The 24,334-nt window shown below is 58.7% G+C and carries 17 protein-coding genes; 5 read left to right on the top strand and 12 right to left on the bottom strand.

The window, feature by feature from the left end:
• Positions 1 to 73 precede the first annotated feature (73 nt).
• The 4 genes from Poly24_RS16845 to Poly24_RS16860 are packed head-to-tail and all read left to right on the top strand — an operon-like array spanning position 74 to position 5,287.
• Entirely contained in the window at positions 74 to 364 is a 291-nt protein-coding gene (locus Poly24_RS16845) for a hypothetical protein (RefSeq protein ID WP_145097902.1), read from the top strand.
• The gene (locus Poly24_RS16850; RefSeq protein ID WP_145097906.1) at positions 361 to 2,700 is read left to right on the top strand and encodes a hypothetical protein; all 2,340 of its coding nucleotides are present in this window, start codon (positions 361 to 363) and stop codon (positions 2,698 to 2,700) included. Before Poly24_RS16845 ends, Poly24_RS16850 begins: the two co-directional genes overlap by 4 nt.
• The gene (locus Poly24_RS16855; RefSeq protein ID WP_145097909.1) at positions 2,697 to 3,650 is read left to right on the top strand and encodes an ABC transporter ATP-binding protein; all 954 of its coding nucleotides are present in this window, start codon (positions 2,697 to 2,699) and stop codon (positions 3,648 to 3,650) included. Before Poly24_RS16850 ends, Poly24_RS16855 begins: the two co-directional genes overlap by 4 nt.
• Positions 3,647 to 5,287, top strand: coding sequence for an ABC transporter permease (locus Poly24_RS16860; RefSeq protein ID WP_145097912.1), 1,641 nt, complete (start codon positions 3,647 to 3,649; stop codon positions 5,285 to 5,287). Before Poly24_RS16855 ends, Poly24_RS16860 begins: the two co-directional genes overlap by 4 nt.
• Positions 5,288 to 5,350: 63 nt before the next feature.
• Here Poly24_RS16860 and Poly24_RS16865 read toward each other — a convergent pair whose 3' ends face one another.
• Together Poly24_RS16865 and Poly24_RS16870 are read right to left on the bottom strand one after the other, a co-directional pair.
• A complete protein-coding gene (locus Poly24_RS16865) occupies positions 5,351 to 6,991 on the bottom strand; it encodes an anti-sigma factor family protein (RefSeq protein WP_145097915.1) in 1,641 nt (546 codons plus the stop codon).
• A gap of 92 nt (positions 6,992 to 7,083) precedes the next feature.
• On the bottom strand, positions 7,084 to 7,755 hold the full coding sequence (locus tag Poly24_RS16870; protein WP_231753187.1) for a sigma-70 family RNA polymerase sigma factor: 672 nt from the start codon (positions 7,753 to 7,755) through the stop codon (positions 7,084 to 7,086).
• A 427-nt stretch (positions 7,756 to 8,182) separates the two neighbouring features.
• Between Poly24_RS16870 and Poly24_RS16875 the strand changes: the two genes are divergently transcribed.
• On the top strand, positions 8,183 to 9,265 hold the full coding sequence (locus tag Poly24_RS16875) for a hypothetical protein (protein ID WP_145097921.1): 1,083 nt from the start codon (positions 8,183 to 8,185) through the stop codon (positions 9,263 to 9,265).
• 74 nt (positions 9,266 to 9,339) lie between these two features.
• Here the strand turns inward: Poly24_RS16875 and Poly24_RS16880 are convergent, their stop codons facing one another.
• The 10 genes from Poly24_RS16880 to Poly24_RS16925 all read right to left on the bottom strand — a co-directional run bounded on the left by Poly24_RS16880 (position 9,340) and on the right by Poly24_RS16925 (position 24,253).
• Positions 9,340 to 10,098: a lysophospholipid acyltransferase family protein gene (locus tag Poly24_RS16880; RefSeq protein WP_145097925.1), complete on the bottom strand. Its 759-nt coding sequence runs from the start codon at positions 10,096 to 10,098 to the stop codon at positions 9,340 to 9,342.
• Between the two features lie 88 nt (positions 10,099 to 10,186).
• A complete protein-coding gene (dapF, locus tag Poly24_RS16885; RefSeq protein ID WP_145097928.1) occupies positions 10,187 to 11,026 on the bottom strand; it encodes a diaminopimelate epimerase in 840 nt (279 codons plus the stop codon).
• Positions 11,027 to 11,231: 205 nt separating this feature from the next.
• Positions 11,232 to 12,659 (bottom strand): DUF1501 domain-containing protein, encoded by a 1,428-nt coding sequence (locus Poly24_RS16890; RefSeq protein WP_145097931.1) that lies wholly within the window; start codon positions 12,657 to 12,659, stop codon positions 11,232 to 11,234.
• 56 nt (positions 12,660 to 12,715) lie between these two features.
• Positions 12,716 to 15,463: a PSD1 and planctomycete cytochrome C domain-containing protein gene (locus Poly24_RS16895; protein WP_197451973.1), complete on the bottom strand. Its 2,748-nt coding sequence runs from the start codon at positions 15,461 to 15,463 to the stop codon at positions 12,716 to 12,718.
• 144 nt (positions 15,464 to 15,607) lie between these two features.
• The gene (locus Poly24_RS16900) at positions 15,608 to 15,919 is read right to left on the bottom strand and encodes a hypothetical protein (RefSeq protein WP_145097938.1); all 312 of its coding nucleotides are present in this window, start codon (positions 15,917 to 15,919) and stop codon (positions 15,608 to 15,610) included.
• Between the two features lie 27 nt (positions 15,920 to 15,946).
• Positions 15,947 to 19,174 (bottom strand): AsmA-like C-terminal region-containing protein, encoded by a 3,228-nt coding sequence (locus Poly24_RS16905; RefSeq protein WP_197451974.1) that lies wholly within the window; start codon positions 19,172 to 19,174, stop codon positions 15,947 to 15,949.
• A 10-nt stretch (positions 19,175 to 19,184) separates the two neighbouring features.
• Positions 19,185 to 20,474, bottom strand: coding sequence for a glycosyltransferase family 39 protein (locus Poly24_RS16910; protein WP_145097944.1), 1,290 nt, complete (start codon positions 20,472 to 20,474; stop codon positions 19,185 to 19,187).
• A gap of 21 nt (positions 20,475 to 20,495) precedes the next feature.
• Positions 20,496 to 22,094 carry a hypothetical protein gene (locus Poly24_RS16915; RefSeq protein ID WP_145097947.1) on the bottom strand — a complete coding sequence of 533 codons (1,599 nt, stop codon included), beginning with the start codon at positions 22,092 to 22,094 and terminating at the stop codon, positions 20,496 to 20,498.
• Entirely contained in the window at positions 22,087 to 23,088 is a 1,002-nt protein-coding gene (locus Poly24_RS16920) for a glycosyltransferase family 2 protein (RefSeq protein WP_197451975.1), read from the bottom strand. Before Poly24_RS16920 ends, Poly24_RS16915 begins: the two co-directional genes overlap by 8 nt.
• Positions 23,089 to 23,200: 112 nt before the next feature.
• Complete coding sequence (locus Poly24_RS16925) at positions 23,201 to 24,253, bottom strand: threonine aldolase family protein (RefSeq protein WP_145097950.1); 1,053 nt, start codon at positions 24,251 to 24,253, stop codon at positions 23,201 to 23,203.
• Between the last annotated feature and the right edge of the window lie 81 nt (positions 24,254 to 24,334).

Here is a 24,334-nt window from a genome sequence, read left to right on the forward strand (position 1 = left end):
ATCCACTCCGCCCGACGCGATCCAGAACGACCGATCGCCGACAGCGAGTGATCCAGCGGGCTCATCTACAATTATGGAAAACGTCGAATCCGATGGCTTGCTGCCCCGGTTCACCTTGCGGTGGTTCTCGATCCTCTTCACCCTCTCGGTTCTGGTCGCATGGATCTTCCGGCAATCGGTGCTGGGGAGCCAATGGGCCTCGGCGGCGATGGTCACCCTGGCGGTGATGGCTGGCATGTTTGCGATCTACGCGGTCCTGTTCATGCTGATCTGGGCGCCCAACGCGTTGGCCAACTTGGGAAACGCTTCGGGCAAGCAGGCCGCGGAGCGTTCGACTCGCGATGACGCTGAGGCGGACGCATGATTGGTTCACGCGGTATTGGCCGCAACGGAATCCCCGCGGCAACAGCGGTTCTGCTGGCGGTTGCGATCACGATCGCGCTAGGCTCTCTGACAACAAACCCGTTGCTTGCCGATGAATTGCTAGCAGATTTTCCCATCGATGGCGCGAAGGGTTCTGGAATCGCATTGACGGTGACGGCGGGATCGGCCCAACGTGTTGGAGTCTGCCCTGTCACGGTGGAGGTGCGTTCGATCGGCCCCACTTTCGCAGCGGACCGAAAGCTGACGATCGAATTGCGGCCGCGCTCGGCGCCGCCAAATCAGAACACGTTTGATTTCCGTCAGACGATCGATTTGGCGGAATCGGACAGCATCCATCGCGTGGTGCTAGAAGTTCCGATCTATTACCCGTGGACGCAGTGCCGCGTTCGCGTCTTGGAAGATGGCGCCGTGTTGCCGGGTCACGACAGCCAATCGGCGACCCCGATCTTTTTGAGCACCGACAATATTCCCGCCCTGACCCTCACGATCATCGAATCGCGGACTGTCGATTCCGATCCGCCGGACTGGCAGCGGTTTCCGGATTGCCGGTCGTTATGGTGGGCGGCGCGTGGTGAGATGGAACCGGCGCACTATTTGCGACCGAAGCAACTGGATCACGAAGATGCGAAGTTGTCGATCCGGCCCCCTGGCCCGACACCTCTTGCGATCAAGACCGTGCACGAAGATCGGCTGCCCGACCGGTGGACATTATATAATGACACCGATGCCGTGATGGTCTCGGTGAAAACGTTGCAACGGATCGCGGAAGAGAACCCGACGTCTCTGTTGGCATTGCAGCAATGGCTTTCGACCGGCGGGGTGCTTTGGACCTACGGCGATGCGGGCAGTCGAAGTTTGTCCGCACTGTTTTCAATGTCCGATGCGTGGGAACGATTGCCCCTTTCAAAGATCCAACAGGCCTCGCAAACCGCTCCGCTACAAAGCCAAGCGACCACCGGACACAGCTTTGCTCCGCAGGATCTCGTCTCCACAATGGAACGGGTGATGAACAACGCGAACCTGCAACATCCGTTTGTGCTGGTCGAAGGAGCCCGTTCGGTCCAACAACGGATCACGACCCATCGGTACCTGGCGGGCAAGATCGTTCACATCGACGATCCCTATCCCTTCCCCGGATCAATTCCCCAATGGAAGACGATGGTCACGGCCACCCCCGCGCAAATCGGAACCGAAAATCGGCTGGGGTTCGACATCGTTCATGGCGACAGCAACTTCTGGACTTGGTTGATCGCCGAGGTCGGCCAGCCTCCGGTCTATACCTTCCTGGGGATGATCTCGCTGTTTGTGCTGCTGGTCGGGCCCGTCTCGTACTACGTCTTCCTGTACCTCAAACGGCTGTATCTGTTTTTCGTCTTCGCCCCGATCGTGGCCCTGATCTGCACCGCCGCGATTGGACTGTACGCCATGATCGCCGACGGCTTCGGCAGCCGGGTCCGAATCCGGCACCTGACGTTACTGAATGCTAGCGGCGCCGGCGTGAACTGGTCACGACAAACGTACTTCTCCGGACTCCGGCCGCGCGACGGCGTCGCGTGGTCGCGCGACACGGCGGTCTACCCGTTGCGCGAACCGCAGCAACCGGGTGGTGGCGCGACGCAAGAAAACGAAGACGCCGGCGCCGCGCAGGTGGTCATCGACGCAGATGCGATCCGGCTGCAAGGCACTTTCATGCCTTCGCGAACGCAATCGCAATTCGTCGCGATCACACCCCAAATGGATGGCGGTGCGATCGTTGCACGTCGCGGTAAAGGCATCGTCCGCGTCGAAAATCGAACCGAACACCCGATCCAATCGATCCTTCTTGCCGACGCTAGCAAACGCATTTGGGTCGCCGAAGCGATCGAAGCCCGAGGGGCGGCCGACGCGGTGGCGATGTTGCCCGTCGATGCCGCGCGATGGATGACAACGAACTATTTGGACAACGCACCGGAGTTGCCGGCCGGATATCAGGACGCCTCGCAAAGCGAACTGCTTCGTTTGGGGAACCGGCGTCGGCTTCGCAACTCCCGTGGACCACGGATCTTCAACACCTCCAGCGTGGGGGGGCTGGTCGAAGCGATGTTCCGGAACACGATGGTTGAACAGGGTGCGCCCCCCGCGAACCACTTTGTCGCCTTGGCGGATGTTCCCGCCGAAGCGATCGGAATCGATGGTGCCAAGCCGGTTGAATGCATTCACATGATGATGGGTGAAGTTCGGTTTGTCGGAGAACCCGACAGCGATGGTGATCGCGATGAAGCCGCTGGCGAAGTCGCTCCGGTGACGAACGACGAAACTGCGGAGAGCGACGAATGATTCCCTACCACAGCGACAATGCGGTGATCGAACTGCGGCGTCTGCACCGCAGCTTTGGCAAGACCCGCGCGGTCAACGATGTTTCGTTTAGTGTTCCCCGTGGAACGGTGTTCGGCTACATCGGCCCCAACGGCGCGGGGAAGACGACCAGCATGCGGATCTTGGCGACGCTGGAATTGCCGACGCTGGGGGATGCGTATGTCGATGGTTTTTCGGTCGTCAATGATCCCGATCACGTTCGCCGTCGATTGGGATTCATGCCCGACGCGTTTGGCACCTACCCGAGCGTGAACTGTCACGAATACATCGACTTCTACGCGCGAGCCTACGGACTGGCCGGGCGCCAGCGGCACCAACGAGTCCGCTGGGTGATGGACTTCACGCGATTGGACGGTATCGCCGAGAAACCGATCCGCGGACTCAGCAAAGGGATGAAGCAGCGGTTGTGCCTGGGCCGAGCTTTGGTTCACGATCCGGCAGTTCTGATCCTCGACGAACCGGCGGCCGGATTGGATCCTCGGGCGCGGATCGAATTGCGAAGGATGATCCGGGCGCTGGCCGAAGATGGCAAAACCGTTTTGGTCAGCAGCCACATCCTGACGGAGCTAGCCGAGATGTGCGATCGGGTCGGGATCATCGAACAGGGGCGTCTTTTGGCGACCGGCAGTGTCGATGAGATCCAACGCCAGCAGCGCACCCATCGCGAGTTTGTGGTTCGGGTGATCGACCATCGCGACACGGCGGTTCAAATGCTGGAGAGCAACGATCATGTCAGCCACTTGATCGTCGATGGAGAATTGGTTCGCTTCCAATACGAAGGCGATGTCACCCATCAGGCGACGCTGCTCGCATCGCTGATCGCGGCGGGGGTGAGTGTCGCGGAATTTTCATCGCACGCCCGATCGCTGGAAGATGTCTTCATGCAAGTTACCGAAGGGTTGGTGCAATGAGTCAGGAAGTAGTGCAACCGACAACGGCGGAAGCTCCGCTGTGGATCCAACGCATCGATGCGTTCTTCGATCGCGCGGGGGATTGGTGCAATCCGATCCTTGTCAAAGAAGCGCGGCAGGCGTTAAAGAGTCGCCAATTTATCTGGACCTTCGCCGTGCTGTTGCTGGGCGCCTGGATCTGGTCGTTCGCCGGTACCTTATTAATGATGCCGGGGATCTATTATGTTCCCGGTGGCCGCGCGATGCTGCTGGGATACTACTGGGTCCTCGCGGTGCCAATGATGTTGGTCGCGCCGATGGCCGCCAATCGATCGTTGGTGGCGGAGCGCGAGGACGGCACGTACGAAGTCCTGTCGATCACGACACTCTCGTCCTACCAAATCATCCTCGGCAAACTGGCCAGTTCCGTGCTGCAGTTGGTGATCTACTTCACCGCGCTGGTTCCGTGCGTTGCCTTCACCTACATCTTGCGCGGGATCGACCTGCCCAGCATTGCGCTACTGATCGCGTCGACCTTTCTGACATCGGTCTTTATGGTCGTCGTCGGGCTGTTCCTCGCATCGATCTCCAACACGCGATCGCTGCAATCGTTGCTGATGATCGGAATGTTGTTGTTGGTCCTGTTGGCGGAATACCTGCACGGCGCATTTGCCATGACCTTGATGACGTCGGGAATTCGTAGCGACGACAGCGAACTGCTGGTACTGCTGCTAGCAATCTTTACTCTCTACCTAGTCGTTTCGATTTTCTTGATCGTCGCGTCGGCCGCCAGTTTGTCGCCGGTCAGCGAAAACCGATCGACGCGGTTGCGAATCATGATGCTGGTGCTGCAAGGGGTGGCCATCTTCTGGGCACTCTACCTGATCATGTACTCCAACGATCTGGGAGTCCGATTTTCGCGCAGCATGTTTTACGACTTCTTTCCGGGACGCGGAACGGGCATCGTCATCCTCGTGCTATCGGCTTTCTATTGGATCGCGATGGGCGGATTGATGTTGGGTGAATCGGAGACTTTGTCGGCGCGGGTCCGACGCGGACTCCCCAAAACCTTTCTCGGTCGCGTTCTGTTGACCTGGCTGAATCCTGGCCCGGGGACCGGCATGGTCTTCGCCATCTCCAGCTTCGCCGGCATCGTCGCGGCGATCTATGCGTTGGAAGCATGGGGCGTGATCCATCGCGTGGCGAACAACCAATCGACCGTTCCGCTCGGGATGACGCTGCTGGGTTACATGATGTTCTTTCTCGGCATCACGCACTTGCTGGTCTCGCTGGTCCGCGGCAAAGGAAGCGTCACCCCGTTTGTGTCCCTTGTCGCCACGCTGTTGATGATGTCGCTGGGCTGCATCATCCCCTATTCGATCGGCCTGTACGTAAACAACTTCCGCAGCTTCACTTGGGATGAAACCCAGATCACCAATTGGGCTTGGACGCTGAGGCAGTTCGCCAATGGCGCGACCGCGGTCTCGATCCCCTGGATGGTCCTGACGATGGGATTGTTGGCGGTTGCCGCGAATCTACTTTACGTCGGCCGCGACGTGATGATCCGCCGCGTCTCGACACCGCAGCGCGTGTTGGATGAACTGGCCGCGCTAAATCCGATGCCCGAAAGCGAAACGCCGATCGATCCGTTGGCGTAGTACGAGCGAAGCATTCCGGCGCCCAGGGGCAACTGACAACGCCACCGTTTGGGCCCTATCACATTATTTCAAGACCGCGTCGGTGGTCGCAGGATCGACCGGCGCGCGTTCCTCGTCCCGAGGCGGACGTCGGTTAAACGGACGGTCTTCGCCGCGCGGCGGACCGCCGCCACGCTTCCCACCATCAAAACCGGGCGAATCAAATCCGCCACCGCGACCCTCGGGTCCGCGTCCGTCGGGCCCGCGGCGATCACCGCCACGCCCCTCGGTTCCACGGCCGTCCCACGGTCGGAAATTGGACCGTCCGCCGCCACGACTGCGGAGCGCCTTCAGCGCTTCGTTGGGATCGCTCAAATCGATCCGTTCCCGCCACATCGCATCGGCCGATTCATAGGCGTCCAACGGACTATTGCCGATTCCATCGATCGGTGATCGCTTCCAGGCTGCGAACATCGCCCAGAAGAACAAACGACCGGACACGTCTGTCGAACCCTCCACTTTTTGCAGAAACTGCGCCGCTTTCGGAGTCAGCGATTGCCGTACCGATTGCTGTTCCCGCGGCGTCAGCGGCCGTAACTTGGATAGCCACGGAAAGGGCCCCGCGTCCTTCGGAGAGTTGTTTCGCAACCCGGGCAAAACGAAAGTCTTGACCAGCATGTGGGCCAAAACATCGTCGACGTCCAACGACTGCTCTTTGCTAACCTTCTGAGCCCGACGTTGCAAATCGGCAAGCCCGTCTTCGGGAAACACCTTTTGCAATTCGGCGACACGCGAGCGTGCGATTTCGAACATCGATTGATACAGCTTGTCCAGATCCTCAGCTGTCAATTGTTCATGGTCTCCCTGCCGCGCCTCTTGGATCGTCTCGATCACCAAATCCAAACGCTCCGAAGCCGATGCGGATTGCAGTTTGGTCTGTTTGGGAGGCGAAAGCGTGTCGAGCCAATCGACATAACTAACCAACGTTTCGGTCAACTGCTCCGCGTCGTCGCGGGCTTCGATCTGACGAACGTAGCCCTTTAGTTCCGCTTGCCGGTCGATCGGCTGAGCACTCAATTGCTCGTATTGCAGCTGCAGGTCTCGCTTCAAATCGGTCGACATCTCAGCCAACTGCGACGACCGCGCGGTCTCGCCGACGGCTGACAACCGGGCTTCGATTTTTCGATCTGGCAGTTCTTCCAAATCGTGACTGATCGAAATGTGTTCTTGCCAAGCGGGCAATTGCGCCAGGGAGGCGAAAAACTTCAAATCCGCTTCCCCTTTGATTTGCGAATAGGCGCGAAGATGTTCGGCCACGGCCAAACCTTCCAACAGTTCGCGTTTTTGTTCCTGCTGGTAACCACGCACGATCACCACGCCCACAAGGAACGTGATCGCGGTGGTGAACAGCAATCCGATCGACGCGGCGGTCAATTTCCAAGGCCGCCGCTGTTTGACGATGTCCAATTCCTGGGACGCACTGATCGCGATCATCTCCACCGTCGTCCGTGCAAAGTCGGCGTTGACCGTGGTCCGCGGCAATTCATCCAGCATGTCGAACGTTTGCTGAAGCGATCGCAACCGCTGTTTGCAATCGGGGTCCTCCATCAAACGTTCTTCGAGCGCAGCCCTTTGGTCATCTTCGAGTTCACCGTCGAGATAGGCAACCAATTGTTCGTCGAGGTCGCTGGGCGAACCGTCGTCGATCGGGCGTGTTGCTTCCATTGTTCTACTTGAAATTAAAGGCTGCGGTTTGTGTTCGTACCGATGGAATGAAATTCAAAAATTTGAACGTTCCGACCTAAGGTGCCATGCGATCAATCGTCGGCGTCGGTCGATTTGCTGGAGGCTGCCAAGTGGGAACCTTGATTCATGTACGGCTCAAGAATTTCTTTCAGATTCACGCGTGCTCGAGATAACAGACTTTTCACGGCTTGCGGCGTCATCTTCATCACCTCGGCGATCTCCGCGTAGCTGAGCTCCTCGAAACGACTCAACCACAACGCCATCCGTTGTCGTTCACTTAATTCCTGAATTGCCATTCGAACGATTTCGGCCCGTTCCAACCCTTCGATCTGTCGCGCCGGCATCTGCCCACTGGCGGCCAAGGCCAACGATTCCAAAGTCGCATCGCTTTCGTCCGCGTTGCGTCGTGGCGCGTCGGTCGCCCGCACTTCACGGCGTCGGCTTGCCGAACGGAGCGCGTTCTTAGCGACGTTGCCCGCGATGGTGAACAACCACGTTGAAAATTTTGCTCCCGGTTCGTAGCTCTTCCGCGCCCGATAGACGCGCAAGAAAACGTCTTGCGCCAGGTCTTCGGCCATGTCCCGCCGCGGTGCCAAGTGTTCCAACAATTGCACCAGACGGTTCTGATAGCGATGGACCAATTCCTCAAACGCGGTGGCGTCATCGTTGCGTACGCGCAGCATCAAACGGACGTCGGGGTCCAATTGCTGATAACGCATTGCTGTCGATGGGCTAACGGCCAAAGTCGAATCGTCCTTAGGCTTCAGGAATGAGAACTTGCGAAATTCGGGCCTCGGGTGGTCACGAACATCCGCAGAATGTGCTGCCGTTCAGTCTAGCGCACGACCGCTACGGAAACTACGTCACCCGAGAAATTAAAACCGCCTAGCCTCGACAAAGTTCCGCTGAAAATTCAGGCCTTCCCCGCATCGTCGATGCGCAAACGAAAAACCTGTTCCCCGTCCTGCTTCGCAAATGCCGCGCAAAACCAGACCAACTTGCATGCGCGTCCGAAACTTCTCAGCGTGGATCGGGTTTCTATTGCCATGCGTTGACGGCGGAAATAATCCCCGCAAAGATGGGGCTCTGGATCGGACGGCGGTTGGGACAGCGATCTTGAACCGACGTGCCGACGCCACCCGGAGAACGATCGCGTGAAAGAAGGACAGAATGATTTTACGAACGGTGATCCTGTGCTCGGCCATCCTTTCCGTTCCGTTTTCCGCGTTGGCAGAAACCAATCTGGAGATGAGCGTCGCCAGTCGACGACCTTCCGACACGGCTCGTGATACGTTCCGTGAACGCGGCGGACGGATTGAACAGGAGTCGCGCGTCAACCGTTTGGAAGAGGGGTATCTTTTCGTCGATGGCGAACGCGTTGCCTGTCCCTTGGAAATCACTTCCATCCCAAATTCCGAATTCCTATCGGCCAACGGCTACAAAATTTGGGTCGGCACCCGTCAAACGTCGCGGAACCGTGGACGCGATGACGATTCTTCGCGTCAATTCCGAAACAACCGTTTCCATGAGCGATACGTGGTCGATTCGTTGCTCGCCAATCGAGCGGTCTTCGCCTTCAGCGACAGTCCCGCGGTGATTTTGAACGAAATTGTTTTTTGCGGGAACCTGTTGAAGTTCGATCGCGAATCGGACCTCTATCGCGACCTCCAAGAAGCCGTCACCGATAAAGAACGATTCAAGACCATCGACACATGGTTCGCCAGTTACAAGCCATCGCAAGATTTGATCGACGCAGCAACCGCTGTCGTGGAACGCTACGAACAGGCTGAACAAATCAACCGCGCCCAGGTCAGTGCGGCGACGGCACTGAACCAGCTGACCTATCCGATGACGATGTTTGGTTTGATCGTGGGCGTCTACGCGTTTGGACATCTGATGATGACCACCCCCAAGACGCCAGCGTTGTTTCCCGAGGCAAACCTATTGGACCTCATGTCGCGCGCCACCGTCGTATCGGTCGCGTTGATCTGCGCCCACGCATCGCTTGATCTCGCCTGGACGCTGCTGACATCGCAAGCGGGGCAGATGCGGGAGATCAATCCTGTCGGCGCCCAATTCGTCGATTCGCCGGTGGCGTTGATCACCTTCAAAGCGATCGCCACGCTAACCGCTTGCGGGCTGTTGATTGGATTGCGGAAACACCGCTTCGCACAAACGGCATGTTGGTGGATGTGCCTGGTCTGCACGATCCTCACCTTCCGTTGGCTGATCTTCAGTTCGATGCTGGTCTAAAACCGGTGACGCTTGCCGGCCCCCGAGCGCCCCGCAACCTTACGGGAAATTTTAAAGGTCTCGGTGCGCCAACATCACCGCAAACCGGTGGGGCCGTCATCCGACGGATCGCGCATCCATGGCAAGATGCGTGGTGCACGCGCGGCGACAAACGGCTGGCCGACGGCTTGTCCGGTTTCAGCCCACTGTTCGGCCGCGACCGTCAATTGGTTCAGAACGACTTCGACCTGTCGCCGGTAGGTCTCCAAGTCGTCGCGATCGGCTTTGGCAGGAATTCGAATCCCTGGTCCCATGATCGCTCGAGCCCGGCTGCCGGGGCGCGGAACCGCGAACTGATCCCAGGCCCGTTGGATCCGCCAAGGTCGATCATATCCAAGGCCCAACGGAATCAGCGGCAGCTGCAAACGCGACGCAAGATACACACAGCCCGCAGCAAGTTCGCGACGCGGACCACGTGGGCCGTCGGGAGTCATCGTTAGATTCATCGACTTGCCCTGCCGAAACATCTTCCGCAACGCCGTGATCCCGCCGCGCGACGTCGAACCGCGGATCGTTCCAAAGCCGACAAAACGGGTCGCCCGCGCCAACGTCTCCGCATCCCGGTGTTGACTCAACAACATCGCGACGTCGTTGTGCCCGCGCAGATAGAACATGAACGGAATGTATTCATGCCAGAAGATATAAATCCCCGGCGTGGAATACGAAGCGTTGACCGGATCGTGGCTGGGGTCGTAATACGAAATTTGGAACCGCAGTGTTTTCATCCACGCGCGCACCGCGATCGCCGTCCCCAAACTGAACGAACCGCCGATCCATCCCGATGTCAGTTTCACAGCGGCGTTCCTTCAAATTGCAACGCGATCGATTGGCACGGGCTGGTTTTCATCGCTCCCCATCCCAACCCCTGCACCGCCGCGAGGATTAAGCGTTCCATTGGCCACTAAAAACTTCCACCGCAGGCCCGGTCTTGAACATCTCTCCACTGGTCTCGTCCCATCGCAAGCGAAGGTCGCCGCCAAGCAAATGGATCAGAACCTCACGATCGGCGCGTCCGGTCAGCACTGCTGCCGCGCAAACCGCCGACGCTCCGGTGCCACACGCCCAGGTCTCCCCCGCACCACGCTCCCACGTGCGTTGACGCAATTCGCCGCGATTGATCACTTCGACAAATTCGACATTCGTGCGATTGGGAAACCGCGGATCGACTTCGATCTTCGGGCCCAGCCCCAACACCAGTTCATCGGTTGCCGATTCGACAAAGCAGACGCAGTGTGGATTGCCCATCGAAACACAGGTCACCGACAACGTGTGGCCATCGATCTCGAACGTTTCGTCGACCACCGAGCCCGACGGCAGGATCGTCGTGGGAACCTGAGACGCTTCCAGAATCGGTTTCCCCATGTTCACCGTCACCTGGTGCACCCGATCCCCTTCGACTTGCAGTTCCAATTTCAAAACGCCCACGCCCGTTTCGATGTTCAGCGTCGGCATCCGCCGGATGTCGTGGTCGTACAAGTATTTGGCGACGCAGCGGATCGCGTTGCCACACATTTCCGATTCGCTGCCATCGGCGTTGAACATCCGCATCCGCGCGTCGGCAATTTCCGAGGGCTGGATTAAAACCAAGCCATCACCACCGACGCCGAAGTGCCGGTCGGAGATCGCGATCGCCAGCTTGTCGATATCTGCGGGGGTCGGCTGGGCAAAGCAATCGATGTAAACGTAATCGTTCCCCGCACCTTGCATCTTCGTAAATTGCATCGTCGTTCTCAGTCTCATCGACCCGCGTCGGGCCAAGTTGGAATGGTGAGGGTGAACGCGCGCTCGCGTCGCCAACCGCCAGGAAAGGGTTCCAAAATCGATGCCCGCTGCGCGTGCGCAAACCGCAGCGAACCCGCACGTCAAAATAACGTTTTGCCCAGTTTGACGAAATAGGTGCGATCGCCTGCCACACCAAACAGGCGGTTCAGGCCAAGACTTCGGCGATCCGATGCCCTTCGACATTGGTCAACCGCCGCTGAACGCCGTTGTGTTCAAACGTCAGTTGCTCGTGATCGAGCCCCAACAGATGCAGGATCGTCGCGTTCAGATCGTACAGCGGATGGATATCCTGCACCGCCTTGCGTCCCAATTCGTCGGTTACCCCATGACTGACGCCCCGCCGCACCCCCGCACCGGTTAACCAGCACGTGAACCCATCGGGATTGTGATCGCGTCCCTTGGCTCCCTTTTGGAACATGGGCATCCGGCCAAATTCGGTACACCAAACGACCAACGTCTCCTCCAACAGCCCCCGCGCTTCCATATCGCGGATCATCGCCGCGGTCGGTTGATCCAGGATCTCCGCATGCCGATCGTACTGCGTCTTCAGTTTGCTGTGCCCGTCCCAGTTCAATTCGCCGCCGCTGGCGTAAGCACCATTGAACAGCTGAACAAACCGGACGCCACTTTCGATCAACCGCCGCGCCAAAATGCAGTTCTTTGCATAAGCCGCCTTGATCGGATTCGAAGTGTCATCGGCGCCGTACATCGCCATCGTCTGAGCTGTCTCGGTGCTCAAGTCGCTGATCTCCGGAACACTCAACTGCATCCTCGCCGCCAATTCGTAGCTGGCGATCCGCGCGGCCAATTGGCCGTCGGCCGGATGCCGCTCCAGATGCCGTTGGTTCATTTTTTCCAGATAGTCCCGCGCCGCCCGATCAGCTGCCGCGGAAACCTGCGGCGGGGGCGCCAGATGCCGGATCGGATTCTTCGAACTGAAGGGCGTCCCTTGAAACTCCGCCGGCAGGAAACCGGCTCCCCAATTATTGACACTCGCCTGCGGCACGCCCCGCGGATCGGGAATCGCCACAAACGCTGGAAGGTTCTGATTTTCGCTCCCCAACGCATACGTCACCCATCCACCACCGCTGGGGAAACCGTCCTCGACAAAGCCGGTCGAAAGGAAGTTCTCCGCCGGTCCGTGCGTATTGCTTTTGCTGGTCAGCGAATGGATAAACGCAAACTCATCGGTCAGTTCGGCCAGATGAGGAATCATGTCGGAGACCATCTTCCCCGTTTCACCGCGTGGGCGAAACGTGTACTGCGGTCGCGCCAGCGCTCCGGCCGGCCCCTGGAACGTCACCGCGGGACCATCCTTCAACGGCTTGCCATCCTGCTTGATCAGCTCCGGCTTAAAGTCCCACGTCTCCAACTGACTGACCGCCCCGGCGCAAAAGATCACCAACACGTTCTTCGCTTTGGCCGGATAGTGCGGCGGTCGCGGAGCATAGGGCTGCGCCGGATCGATCACGGGCTGCGCTGCGGTGGCGCGATCTCCCGCCAACAAACTGCCCAGCGCGATCGAACCGATACCGGTCGTCGCATCGCTGAGAAAACGTCGTCGATTGTTCATGACTTCGATGCTCTTTTTCAGGAACCGTGGGCTGGGATGTCCGATCGCATGAACGATCACGGCATGAACAGGAATTCGTTGGTGTTGTAAATCACGCGGCATAACGTCGGCAGGCCGTGCTCGCCGACCAACGCTTCAGCAGAATCCAATTCATCGCGTTCGGGATCGCGAGCCAATGCCAGCCGATAGACATACTGGATTTGATCGCGCACCTCCTGGCCAACGTCGGCCGCTGCACGAGCGGCCAGCGCCTCGGACTGCTCGATCGTGAACCGGCTATTAAATAGGTTGAGCGCCTGGATCGGCGTCGTCGATTGCCGCCGTCGGGCGGCGCTTTGGCCGGCGTCGGGACAGTCGAACGCGCCGAAGACCGCTTCGGGTTCCATCCGGATCTTGTGGGCATAAACCATCCGCCGCAGCCCCTGATCGGAAAACGATTCGATCGGCGGGAACCCGCTCAATCCCCCACGCGACTTGAACAGATCGAAGCCTGGGCCGCCCGTCGTCAAATTCAAACGACCGTTGACCGCCAGCATCGAATCGCGGATCGCTTCGGCTTCCATTCGTCGCGACGGAAATCGCCACAGCAACCGAACGCTGGCATCGACCGCCTGTCCGGCGGGAACGATTTGATTCGATTGCCCGTACGTCTGCGACAGCACGATCAAGCGATGCAGATGCTTGACCGACCATCCGCTGCGAATGAACTCGGCCGCCAACCAATCGAGCAACTCCGGATGCGATGGTCGCTCGCCACTGCGGCCGAAATCGCTTGGCGTCCCAACCAATCCGGTCCCGAAATGCCACTGCCAAATCCGATTCACCATCACGCGAGCGGTCAGCGGATTGTCGGGGCGCACGATCCAATCGGCCAACGCCACGCGGCGTTCTCGATCGGGCGCGTCGTCGGGCAGACGAACGTCTCCCAAAGCGGCAAGCACCGCCGGCGGAACGACTTCGCGCGGCTGTTCGGGATCGCCACGCAACAAGAAATAGGTCGGTTCGGGTTTCGTAAACCTGCCGGCAAAGACCTGGGGCGTCTTGTTCAGTTGCTCGATCTGTTTTTCCAGCGACTGCTTCTCGTCGCGCAGCGATTGCGACCGTTGCACTTGCGCTTCGGTCAAGCCCGCCAGATGTTGCATCGCGTCCAACGAAGGCCCCGCCTGCAACGTGAAGGCCGTCGGCAGCCGGTCGCTGAATTTCCCTTGCCGATCGCGGCTCCATACGACACGTTGGATCGAAGTCGTTTCGGGAAGTTCCAACAGCACCCAACCGCGCCCCGCGGTATCGGACATCCAACTGTGGCTGTTCCCATAAAGGCCATCGTTCAGGTGTTCGAGTCGGTGTTTGTCCGAAGTGCGGCTGCCCGATGCGGTCAGCTTCGTTCCGCGAGACGCCAACGCCACGTTCGTCTCCACCGGATCGGCGGCAAAGATTTCGAACTCATCCAGGCACGGTTCGATCAACCCCAACGAAGGATGCCGATTGCAATCGTGGATCGTAAACCGGACGAACCGCGCATCGATTGGTTCAAACTCCAGCGAATTCATCTGCGGATCGGTCGCCGTCGGCATCGCGATATCGGCCGCTTGCTGCAGTTCGTTTTCGATCTCGTCGACTCGCGCCGCCAGCTTTGCCGCCTGACGACGCCGCCGATCGCTATCATCCGACGCGATCGGTCGTTCGCCATATTTCACACCGCTGAAAAAGGCCTGCATCGCGAAATAGTCGGTGTGCGAGATCGCATCGAACTTGTGATCGTGGCATCGAGCGCAACCAACGCTGAGACCTAAAAACGCCTCTCCCGTATTGATCACGATCTCGGCCAGTTCATCTTGCCGAGCCAACCGCTTCGACGCGTCGTCCTTGCCGATTTGCCCCGGCAAAAGCGCCGCCGCGGTGACTAAAAAACCGGTCGCCGCATCCTGCTGCAGCGTGTCGCCGTGCAATTGTTCGTGGATGAATTGGTCGTACGGCGTGTCGTTGTTGAACGCCGCGATCACATAATCGCGGTACGGCCAAGCGTTGGGGCGCGGCGTGTTGACTTCGAAGCCATGCGTGTCGGCGTACCGCACCACGTCCAACCAATGTTGTCCCCAGCGTTCTCCGTAGCGCGGCGACGCTAACAATCGATCGACCACGCGGCCGAAGGCTTCGCTCGAATCATCCTGTTCGAATTCGGCGATCTGTTGCGGCGTGGGAGGTAAGCCGATCAGATCGAAACTGACGCGGCGAAGCCAATCGCGACGCGGCGCCGCCGGGGAGAATGCCAGCCCGTGGCGTTGCAGTTCGTTTTGCACAAACGCATCGATCCGCAAATCGTTGGCCGCATCGACCTGCCCGTCCGCGGCGGTTTGCGAATCGGAAACCGCCGCGTCGATCGGAAATGCAAGCGGTTTGAACGACCAGTGGTCGGTGCGGTCTTCCAGCGAGGCAAGGTCGACGCCCTCGGGCCACGCCGCCCCCTGTTGAACCCACCGACGCAACAGATCGATCTCCGCCGGCGACAGCCCGCTTCCTTCGGGAGGCATCCGCGTGTCGGCATCGTCACTGGTGATCAATTCAATCAACGGGCTCTCGTCGATTTCGCCCGGAACGATCGCGGCGCCATAGCCATCGCCGCCGTCAAACGCAGCCGACTTGATGTCCAACCGGAAGCCACTTTTCTGCTTCGCTTCGGCGTGACAAGCGTAGCAATGTGTTTGAAAGATCGGTCGCACTTGTTCGACAAAATCGATCGGATCCTCGGCGACCAACGGCTCGGTCAGCAGCACGAACAGCGAACAGGCAAGTAGGCGATTCATGATCATCCGTGGCGGGAAGGGGCGAGATGGGAAGCGGGGCCCCCATTATAGCCGATCACTGCCCCCGCCGACCAACATTATTTCCAAGGAGACCATTGCCAGCCGACGCTTGGCCTCAGGTTTCGATTCCGCGTGGCGTTTCGCCTAGACTTCCAGATCCAATTGCTCGCCACAGTCGTCGTCGATCGGTTTGACGTGCGACGTCGACTCCGATTGCTCTCCGTCGGTTTGTTCGCGTTCTTGCAGTTCGAACGGGCGTCGCCCATCCCCGTCGCGATCCCCGGTCTTGCTGCTCGCCTCGAGCGTCAATTGATCCGCTCCTTCAGCTTGCCCCGGCGATTCACTTTGGTTCACCGCAGCCTGTTGATTCCGCACCGTCTCGGTATCGCTGCCACGCTGTTGGGCTCGAGCCGTCCCGGCCAATCCGGTCACGGCAGCACTGGGTTGAATGGACATCGCAATCATCTCCCCTGTTGAGTTGAGCTAACGGGTCAAGAGTTCCTGTCGCGAGGTGCGTTGGGCCGATCGCCGGCTGGAGCTGTCCCCGTCGAATTCAGGGAACAGCCGTTCGAGCGCCTGTTCGATCTGCTTCAAAGTCCGTTTGTCGAACACCGGGTTGGCCAACGTGCCGGTCACATCGATCGTCCAAAGAGTATACTGTTGATCCTTCAACGGATTCAGCAATCGGCTCCATAAATTGTTCGGACTGACACCGGTTTCGAATCGCAGGTCGAGTTCCTGGCGGAGGTTTGCGGTCCCCGAACCACGCAGCACGAGGATATCGCCCCAAATTCGAATGTCATCGAAATGGATCTGCTCCCCATCCAATCGAAACTGCATTTCGCAATTTGAGAGGTCGCCGTCGTGGGTCGGTTTAACGCTAAGAATATTCAACAGACGCACGACCGCAGGCAGTTCGTAGAGGCTGGCGTCGGTCAACCGAGCGCTTCCCTGTCCCGAGAGCGTTTGGAAATCGCCCAGCAGACCACGCAATCGCATCACCGCCCGGCCTTTCCCTTTCGTCTGCGAAGCAGGCTGCGCCATGTCGCGCAGCAATGTCGCAAAGTCGATGCTGTCGAACCGACCGTTGACGTCAAACCGTCCGCTGGTCAAATCCATCTGGCCGTCCAGTTCCGCAATGCCGCCAAACACCCCGCCACGGATCGACTTCGTCGACGCGGCGACCGCTTCGGAACTGCCATCATGAACCGCTTGTCCCACAAACAATTGGTCCTCGCGAATCAAGATCGGCCCTTCGACGTTGGTGATCTGCACATTGTCGACATGCATCGAATCCAACCGTACGCTGCCGGTCGCGATGGTCGCTTGATCGATTCGTTCTCCGGCAAGATGCACTTCGCCGCGAATATCGTGCACCGGACCGGCATCGCCGATCCGATTGCCTTCCAATTGCAGTCGCAGATCCCAATCGAAATCGAGATCGGGATGCGCGCGATCGGGAAAGGCAAAGTTGGCAGTGCCGCGCAGACTAACCGGAGGACCATACAATTGCATCGCTCGGAAAGTGCCTTGCACCTCTTGGGGAAGCGCTGTCAACAGATCGTTGTCGACCAAAACACGGGTCGGCGGTTGCGCATCGACACTCAACACCCAACGCCCATCCTGTTGTCGCACACAGCGTCCTTGCGCGTTCAGCCTCGATTGACCGTGCCAGCCCTGCAAGTCGGAAATCAGCACTTGATCGTCGACATATTCCGCTCGTCCGCCGGTGATGTTCAAACGATAGGGCAGACTCTCGGGCGTGATGCTGACCGAACGGGGCGTAGTGTCGTCACGCGGGTATTGATCGGCCATGATCTTCAGTTTGGGAACGGTCGCGCCAGCGGGCAAATCGACGAGAACGTTCAAATGTTCCAACACCCCCGAAGGGCCCAGGGTGTCCCAAATCGATTGGTGCTCGGCCGCCAACACGCGCCGCAGCGATTGGTCCATCGAGATGCCGTAGCCATCGATCTCCAGCTGGAACCGCGTCCCGGCAGGTTCCGTTTGGCAAATCCCTCGCGCCGAAATCGACGCCGAATCGATGCTCTGTCCCCGCATGTTGGAGATGTGGACGACATCGTTTTCGACTAACACCTGCCCCTGAATATCGTGGATCGGATAGGCAAAGCGATCGTACCGCAGATTGCTTTGTTCGAATCGCAGGTCCATCAACTTGGTACGTGTTCCGTCGGCCCAGCTTTCGAAACGGCTGCTCGCCAACGCAACTTTGCCCGAGACGTTCAACGAACGGACCAAGGTTTCCAGCTTCGAGGTCGATTCGCCACGCGGCGTCAACGCGGTCAGCAACGTTTCATCGATCGTCAGCGGACCTTGCGTCGACAGTTCGACCAAGGTGGTGCGATTGTTCGCGGCCCGATCGGCCTTTTCCAGCCGCACGTTGCAACGCAGCGGTTGCCCTTCCAACCGGCCGACCAGCCCCTGGCCAACGGTTTCGCGATCGCTGCACAGGATCGTCCCACGAATATCTTTGACGGGATAGGGAAACCGATCGAATTGAACGTCGACGCCAAGGCATTGAATCGCCGATTGCCAACTCCACTTCTGACCATCAAACCGGACGTTCGCATTGGCGGCGATGCGTCCTCGAGGCAACAAACGTTGGAAGATCTCTTGGCATTTCTGCGGCGTGCACGATGCCAATTCCTCGTGCAACAATAACTCTTCGGTGTCCAGCGAAAACGCAATCGGCATCGGCCAAGACCAGCCCTGCGTCGTCCCTTTCGCCTGGCACAACGCATCGCCGATCCGCGCCGACAACGACACAACTTCCAACCCCTGCGGCCGCAGAAGAAATTCCCCCTGCAAACGCTCCAACTGGTACGGCAGAAACGGCGATTCGTAGCGACCGTCGATCAAATCGACCTTGCCGACCCAATTGCGAATTCCGTTTTGCGAATCGCCTTCGGCTGAAAAGACCGCATCGCAAACGGTCGAAAGCCCCGTCAATTTACTGATCCGTTGCCGCACACAAAACGGCAACTGACTGGCCAACGCACGATCGAACGTTCCCCGTACGATCCGCGATCGCACGTTCCACTTTTCGGGAGTGACATCCGCCAGCAGGTCCAACGATTCGAAGAAGTCCGATTCGGCGGTCAATTGATACCGTTTAGGATCTTCCGGATTGGCGGGTCGGTTGAGGACCTGGCCTCGGATTTCGCGAATGACGACCGGACGCCCTTCCGGGTTGGCGGCGTCGGTGATCGCCAAGGAACCGCGTTCCACGAAGATCGTCTCCGCCCCCGGACCAAAGTTGGGCAACGGCATGAACTTTTCAACCGCCAGCCGACCATCGGGATCGATTTGCGACTTCACCTCCATGCCGCGAAGGGTCACCGTTTTGGGACTGAAATCGAAATCGACCAAGCGCTGAAGACTAAGGTTCGTGTCGACAACGATCTGTTCGATTCGGACAAAGGCTTGGCAATCCGATTGCCGCCGCGCATCCCCGAGCACCAATTGTTCGATGATGATCCCGCGACCGGGTTCGTAGCGCGCCGACCGGATGTCGACATGCGCATCGCGGTAATGGGATCTCAGTTTCCCCAACAGATGCCGGCGCACCTGCTCCCCGGCGGTCATCGGCAGCGCCGACCAAATCGCGGCGGCCACAGCAATCAGCAACAACGACATCAGCACCCAAACAGAGATTCCCCCTGCCTTGGCGCGTTGTCGGAATGCGGTCACCGTTGACATGTTAGTTGGAAACAGGTTCCGTATCGCGAGACATAAGACGTCGCAGCCAGGTCGCCCAAACCGGGGCAGCAAGGATCGTCAGGATGAAGACTGCGGGCAAACGATATCGCATCGATCCAATAAAGATTGCGTGCAGGCAGGTGAAGTAGATCGCGGGAACCCACAACATCCACACGTCCCAGCCACGGCGACGGTAACGCCACAAACCGATCGCTGCCGGGACGACCACGATCACCATTCCCGCCGCCGACGCAAACCGGATTGCAAAACCTGGGATCTCTTCAGCACTGGTCCAAGGCCGCCAGGTGCGGGCGACTTTCACCACCGCCAACCGCAGCACTTCCCCAGGATTCTCCATCGCCCACGTTTTGGCAGCTTTCGACATCCGTTGGTTCAAACGGTATTCGAAGGTGCTATCCAGCTGAGTTGCTACGGCGTCGGCCAGGCGTTGCTGCCGCGCAAATTCCGTATTGAAACTCATCCCCGTGTCGCTGGCTCCGGTCGCCCCCGGATGCAGCCCGTCGTACATGCTGGGGCCGACCTGCAACGTTGTCAGCACAAAATGACCGGTAATCTGGTAGCTGCGCGCCCACCAGGGAGACATCACCACGGCGAAGCCAATCAGCATCCCGATTGCCATCCCTGCGGTCTTGCGGAATTGGCTCGGCACCAACAGGAACTGAAAAAGGCAAGCAAAGCCTGCGAAAAGCAGCCAGCTGGGTCGAGCGAGGACCGCAACGCCCGAGAGCGCTCCGGCGGCGAGCGACCAACCCAACGTCGCCCTAGGATTTGGTGCGTTGAAAGCCAGTCGCCACAGCCACAGATTGCCCACCATCATCGGACAAAAAGGGGCTTCGCTGAGGATCAGGATGCTCATCGAAATCGCCCCCGGATGCAGGGCGGCCAACGCGCCGGCACATGCGGCCGCGTTCGCTCCAAACAACCGATGGGCGTAGAACATCACCCCCGCGACCGCCAGCGTTCCCAGTACGCACCCCATGTATCGAACCGCCAAAACGTTCCGATACGGATCGTCGCGATCGATCCAAGGAGCAATCATCAGGGGGTAGACCGGAACCCGGAAGATCTTCGCTTCGGGGCCACCATATTCATACGGCTGGCCGCGCGCGATCTGCGTTGCTAGCGTCCAATAGCTTTGAGAATCACCGAAGGCAAAATGCTGGCCTTGTCGATCCAACCGCGCTTGCCACCAATACGCCGCCCCACACCGCGCTGCGAGCGCGACGATTAGGATCGCTGAAAAAACGTAGAGGGGTCGGATGAGATACATCCGCGCATCGTAGTCCAGCCATTAATAGCTAAGCCAGCCCAGATTGTCCCAGTATCGATAGATCCAGGGATGTTGCCACGGATTTTCGAGCGAACAGACGACCGAAAAGAGCCCGACAGCTAGCAACACATAGCCCAAGCCCCGCCCGAGAGGGTGTTTCGCAATCCAATCGGCGGCTGGAAGCAATAACCAAATCCAAAGCGGAATGAACCACAACATCCACCGAAACGCACAACTGACGCCTCCGTAGTTGCGGTCGATCAGTGGACGTGCGATGTAAAAGGCAAAGCAAACCAGTGTCGCCAGCCCAATCGCCAAGCTCATGTTGCGATAGCAAACCGATCCGCTGCGAACCCACATCCCGCAACCAATGATCGAAAGCACCCAAATCGGCGTCAGCGAAAAGATCCCGTGGTGCCCCCATGTTGCATGGAAGGCATACAGGCCACGCGATTGCTCCCCTTTGTCGACTCCCGTCCGATAGCGCGGTTGCCAATAGGTCCCCGGATATTCGTACCAGTCGTCCCAGTGCGACAGTTTCCATCCGGCGTCATCGCGCGTCAGGGCATACCGCTGTTGCGTCTCGGGCAGCCAAACTTCGATCAGGTGCGGTTTTGTCGTCTCCAGGATTTCCAAAGGCGTCTGTTCCGAAACGGCTTCGACCGCATCCCCTTCCGCCTCGATCAATGCCGATCGAACCATCGCAACATCGGGTGTTTCGGCGCCCGCATCGATCCGCGCAATCATGGGGCCGTTGCCACGGTGCATGTAAGGCGGCCGCCAACTGCCGTGCGCGTAATAATTCGTTCCGAAGAATGCCACGGCCACGACCAGCAGCCCCAATGCGTACATGGATGTCGCCCGCAGGCCGCCCGACAACAGCAGCAACGCGCCCCACAAACAGGTCATCGAGAGCGCAGGCAGTTCGTTCGCCGCAGCGAATCCTCCCGCTAAACCAGCCACAAAGCCGAGCCACAACGAACCACGCCGATCGCCGATCGCGAGCACGCAGACCAGCGCCACCGCGGAACTGATCGCCGCTGGCAGATGATTGCTCAACGAAATCGCAAACGGCACTAACAACGTGCCGCATGTGACCGCCGTGGCAGCCAACAGCCGACCGTAATTCGTTTTCCCAAAGCGTTCGATCAGCGACAGCATGATCGCAAAGTAGCCTATCATCGGCAACAAATTGGTGATCGCTAAGAGCCACCGGCCGACATAAAACGGATCGGCGAAAAGACTCGCCCCCGTCAACGCTCGAAATGCCGCATACACCCCGGCCAGCATCGTCGGATACAACGGCGGCTTGCTGCTGTAGTAGTGCTGTTCCCCATCGGCACCGCGATGCCGAACCAGATCGATCGAATACCAAACACGGCGTTTGCGTACCGGTTCGCGATAGTTGATTTGCCGATCGATCGCATAAGTGCCGTCGTCGACCAAGGCGGAAATCGTACACCACCGGCTGCGATCATTGGCACTCAAGAAGGGAACTTCGCCGGTACTTGATTGCACCACCGCGATCCGACCGCCGACCATCGCCGTGGCAATGATCGTCAACAATAGATAGACCATCCGCCGCATTTGGCGGTCATTGGCACCGTCGGTTTCAGTCATTCGATGCCGCCTTGGTTCGCTGGGCGATCGAATACGGTTGCACATCGCGTCGCGAGGTCGCCGTCAGCAATTCGGCTAACAATCCGGCGATCATCAATTGAGTGCCGACCAAAAAAGCGACGATGCAGAAATAAAAGATCGCTCGCGTATGCAGATGCACGTCGTCGCCGGGCAGATCGTTCAGCCTGGAAAAGACCCACGCAAACGACAGCCACACCAAACCGGCTAACCCGAGCAAGGTGCTTAGAATTCCGGTGGTTCCCATCAAGTGCAGCGGACGCTGCGCATAACCAGTCAAGAAATAGACGGTCGCAAGATCCAGGAAACCTTTGACCAAACGGCGGACGCCATATTTGGAGTGTCCGTACTTTCTGGCATGGTGTTCGACAGCGATCTCGCTGACCCGCCATCCTTTGGCCGCGGCCAAAACGGGGACAAAGCGATGCAGTTCGCCATACAGTTTGACTTCGTCAAAAACCTCGCGGCGATAGGCTTTGAAGCCACAATTGTGATCGTGGATGCGAACGCCCGTCAACGCACCGACCATCCAATTAAAGACTCGGCTGGGCAAGACTTTGTGCCACGGATCGTGCCGGACCTGCTTCCATCCGCTGACCACATCAAACCCTTCGTGCAACCGCTGCAAAAAACGTGGGATCTCTTTCGGATCGTCCTGCAGGTCGCCATCCATCGTGATGATAAAGGTGCCCCGCGCGGTGTCGAACCCCGCCGCCAAGCCGGCAGCCTTTCCAAAATTGGTTCGAAAACGAAGCCCTTGAACGCGAGGATCGCGGGCTGCCAAGGCTTCCACCTTTTGCCACGACGCATCGGTCGATCCATCATCGATGAAGATCATCTCCGCGTCGTAACCCTGGGCCTGAACCACTTCGCAGATCGCCGCATGCAATTCGTCGAGACTGTCTTCTTCGTTGCAAACCGGGATCACAAAACTGATCGATTCGGCAGCAGCGGCGTGCGGGTGGGATTCGGTCACAGCAGGTTGGGTTTACGGAAGTTAGGAAAACAGGGCGGGCGAAACGGCTGGTTGTAAGCGATCGCTTTATAGCAAGGCCCCATCATAGCCTGGGGGCAGACAACACGCTATCTCAGGGATTTTGATCGACCACGTCGGCAAGCGATTTCAAAAACGCATCGATCTCCGCCTCGCTCGTGGCCCACGAGCACATCAATCGCGATTCACCGACACCGATAAAATCATGGAAGTGCCACCCCGCAGCCCGCAGTGCCGTGGCGACCGCGGGTGGGAATTGCACAAAGACGGCGTTCGATTCGACGCTATCGCGAACACTGACGCTGGGGAAGGCTTGCAGTCGCTGAGCCAACAGGCTGGCCATCGCGTTGGCATGTTGGGCATTCGTCAGCCAGGCCCCCGATTCCAACAGCCCCACCCAAGGGGCCGAAAGGTAGCGCATCTTCGAAGCCAATTGGCCGGCCTGCTTGCAACGGAACTCAAACTCAAAGGCGAGATCGTCATTGAAGAAGACCACACAGTCGCCGACGGCCATCCCGTTTTTGGTTCCGCCCAGACAGAGCACGTCAACGCCGGCTTTCCAAGTCAACTCTTTGGGCGAAGCGTTTAGAGTCGCAAGCGCGTTGGCGAATCGGGAGCCATCCATATGGAGGTTTAAGTGCAAGCGTCGCGCGGTTTCGTAGATCCGGTCGAGATCGTCACGCCGATAGACCGTCCCCATCTCGGTCGCTTGAGTGATGCTGAGGACTTTCGGTTTCGGAAAATGGACGTCCGAACGGCGACGCACCACGCGTTCGACCGCTGCCGGATCGACACGCCCCCCTTCCCCTTCGACCAACAGCAACTTGGTGCCGTTGGAAAAGAACTCCGGACCGCCACATTCATCGGTCTCCACATGAGCCAATTGGTGCGCAAGCACGCTGTGATACGATTGGCACATCGCGGCCAACGCCAACGAATTCGCGGCCGTTCCGTTAAAGACGAAGTAGACGTGGCAATCGACTTCGAAGATCTCGCGGATCAGTTCGTGCGCCCGTTTGGTCCAGCGATCGTCCCCATAAGAGGCTGCATAGCCGCTGTTGGCTTCCAACATCGCATCCCACGCCGCAGGACAAACTCCCGAGGTGTTGTCGCTGGCAAACTGAAATCCCGGCTCGATAGCGTTCATCGTCTTGATCGATCCCACATCATGAAAAGTCGTCGCAAACGTGCAAATCCTAGCTTAACGAGAATGATTCATTGCGATAGT

The sequence above is a fragment of the Rosistilla carotiformis genome (assembly GCF_007753095.1).
Lineage (GTDB): Bacteria > Planctomycetota > Planctomycetia > Pirellulales > Pirellulaceae > Rosistilla > Rosistilla carotiformis.

What these genes read in the sequence shown, in the direction of transcription:
- Poly24_RS16910 (WP_145097944.1), bottom strand. Translation starts at nt 20,474, where the DNA reads ATGTATCTCATCCGACCCCTCTACGTTTTTTCAGCGATCCTAATCGTC.
- Poly24_RS16850 (WP_145097906.1), top strand. Translation starts at nt 361, where the DNA reads ATGATTGGTTCACGCGGTATTGGCCGCAACGGAATCCCCGCGGCAACA.
- Poly24_RS16900 (WP_145097938.1), bottom strand. Translation starts at nt 15,919, where the DNA reads ATGTCCATTCAACCCAGTGCTGCCGTGACCGGATTGGCCGGGACGGCT.
- Poly24_RS16855 (WP_145097909.1), top strand. Translation starts at nt 2,697, where the DNA reads ATGATTCCCTACCACAGCGACAATGCGGTGATCGAACTGCGGCGTCTG.
- Poly24_RS16865 (WP_145097915.1), bottom strand. Translation starts at nt 6,991, where the DNA reads ATGGAAGCAACACGCCCGATCGACGACGGTTCGCCCAGCGACCTCGAC.
- Poly24_RS16860 (WP_145097912.1), top strand. Translation starts at nt 3,647, where the DNA reads ATGAGTCAGGAAGTAGTGCAACCGACAACGGCGGAAGCTCCGCTGTGG.
- Poly24_RS16875 (WP_145097921.1), top strand. Translation starts at nt 8,183, where the DNA reads ATGATTTTACGAACGGTGATCCTGTGCTCGGCCATCCTTTCCGTTCCG.
- Poly24_RS16895 (WP_197451973.1), bottom strand. Translation starts at nt 15,463, where the DNA reads ATGAATCGCCTACTTGCCTGTTCGCTGTTCGTGCTGCTGACCGAGCCG.
- Poly24_RS16890 (WP_145097931.1), bottom strand. Translation starts at nt 12,659, where the DNA reads ATGAACAATCGACGACGTTTTCTCAGCGATGCGACGACCGGTATCGGT.
- Poly24_RS16845 (WP_145097902.1), top strand. Translation starts at nt 74, where the DNA reads ATGGAAAACGTCGAATCCGATGGCTTGCTGCCCCGGTTCACCTTGCGG.
- Poly24_RS16925 (WP_145097950.1), bottom strand. Translation starts at nt 24,253, where the DNA reads ATGAACGCTATCGAGCCGGGATTTCAGTTTGCCAGCGACAACACCTCG.
- Poly24_RS16915 (WP_145097947.1), bottom strand. Translation starts at nt 22,094, where the DNA reads ATGACTGAAACCGACGGTGCCAATGACCGCCAAATGCGGCGGATGGTC.
- dapF (WP_145097928.1), bottom strand. Translation starts at nt 11,026, where the DNA reads ATGCAATTTACGAAGATGCAAGGTGCGGGGAACGATTACGTTTACATC.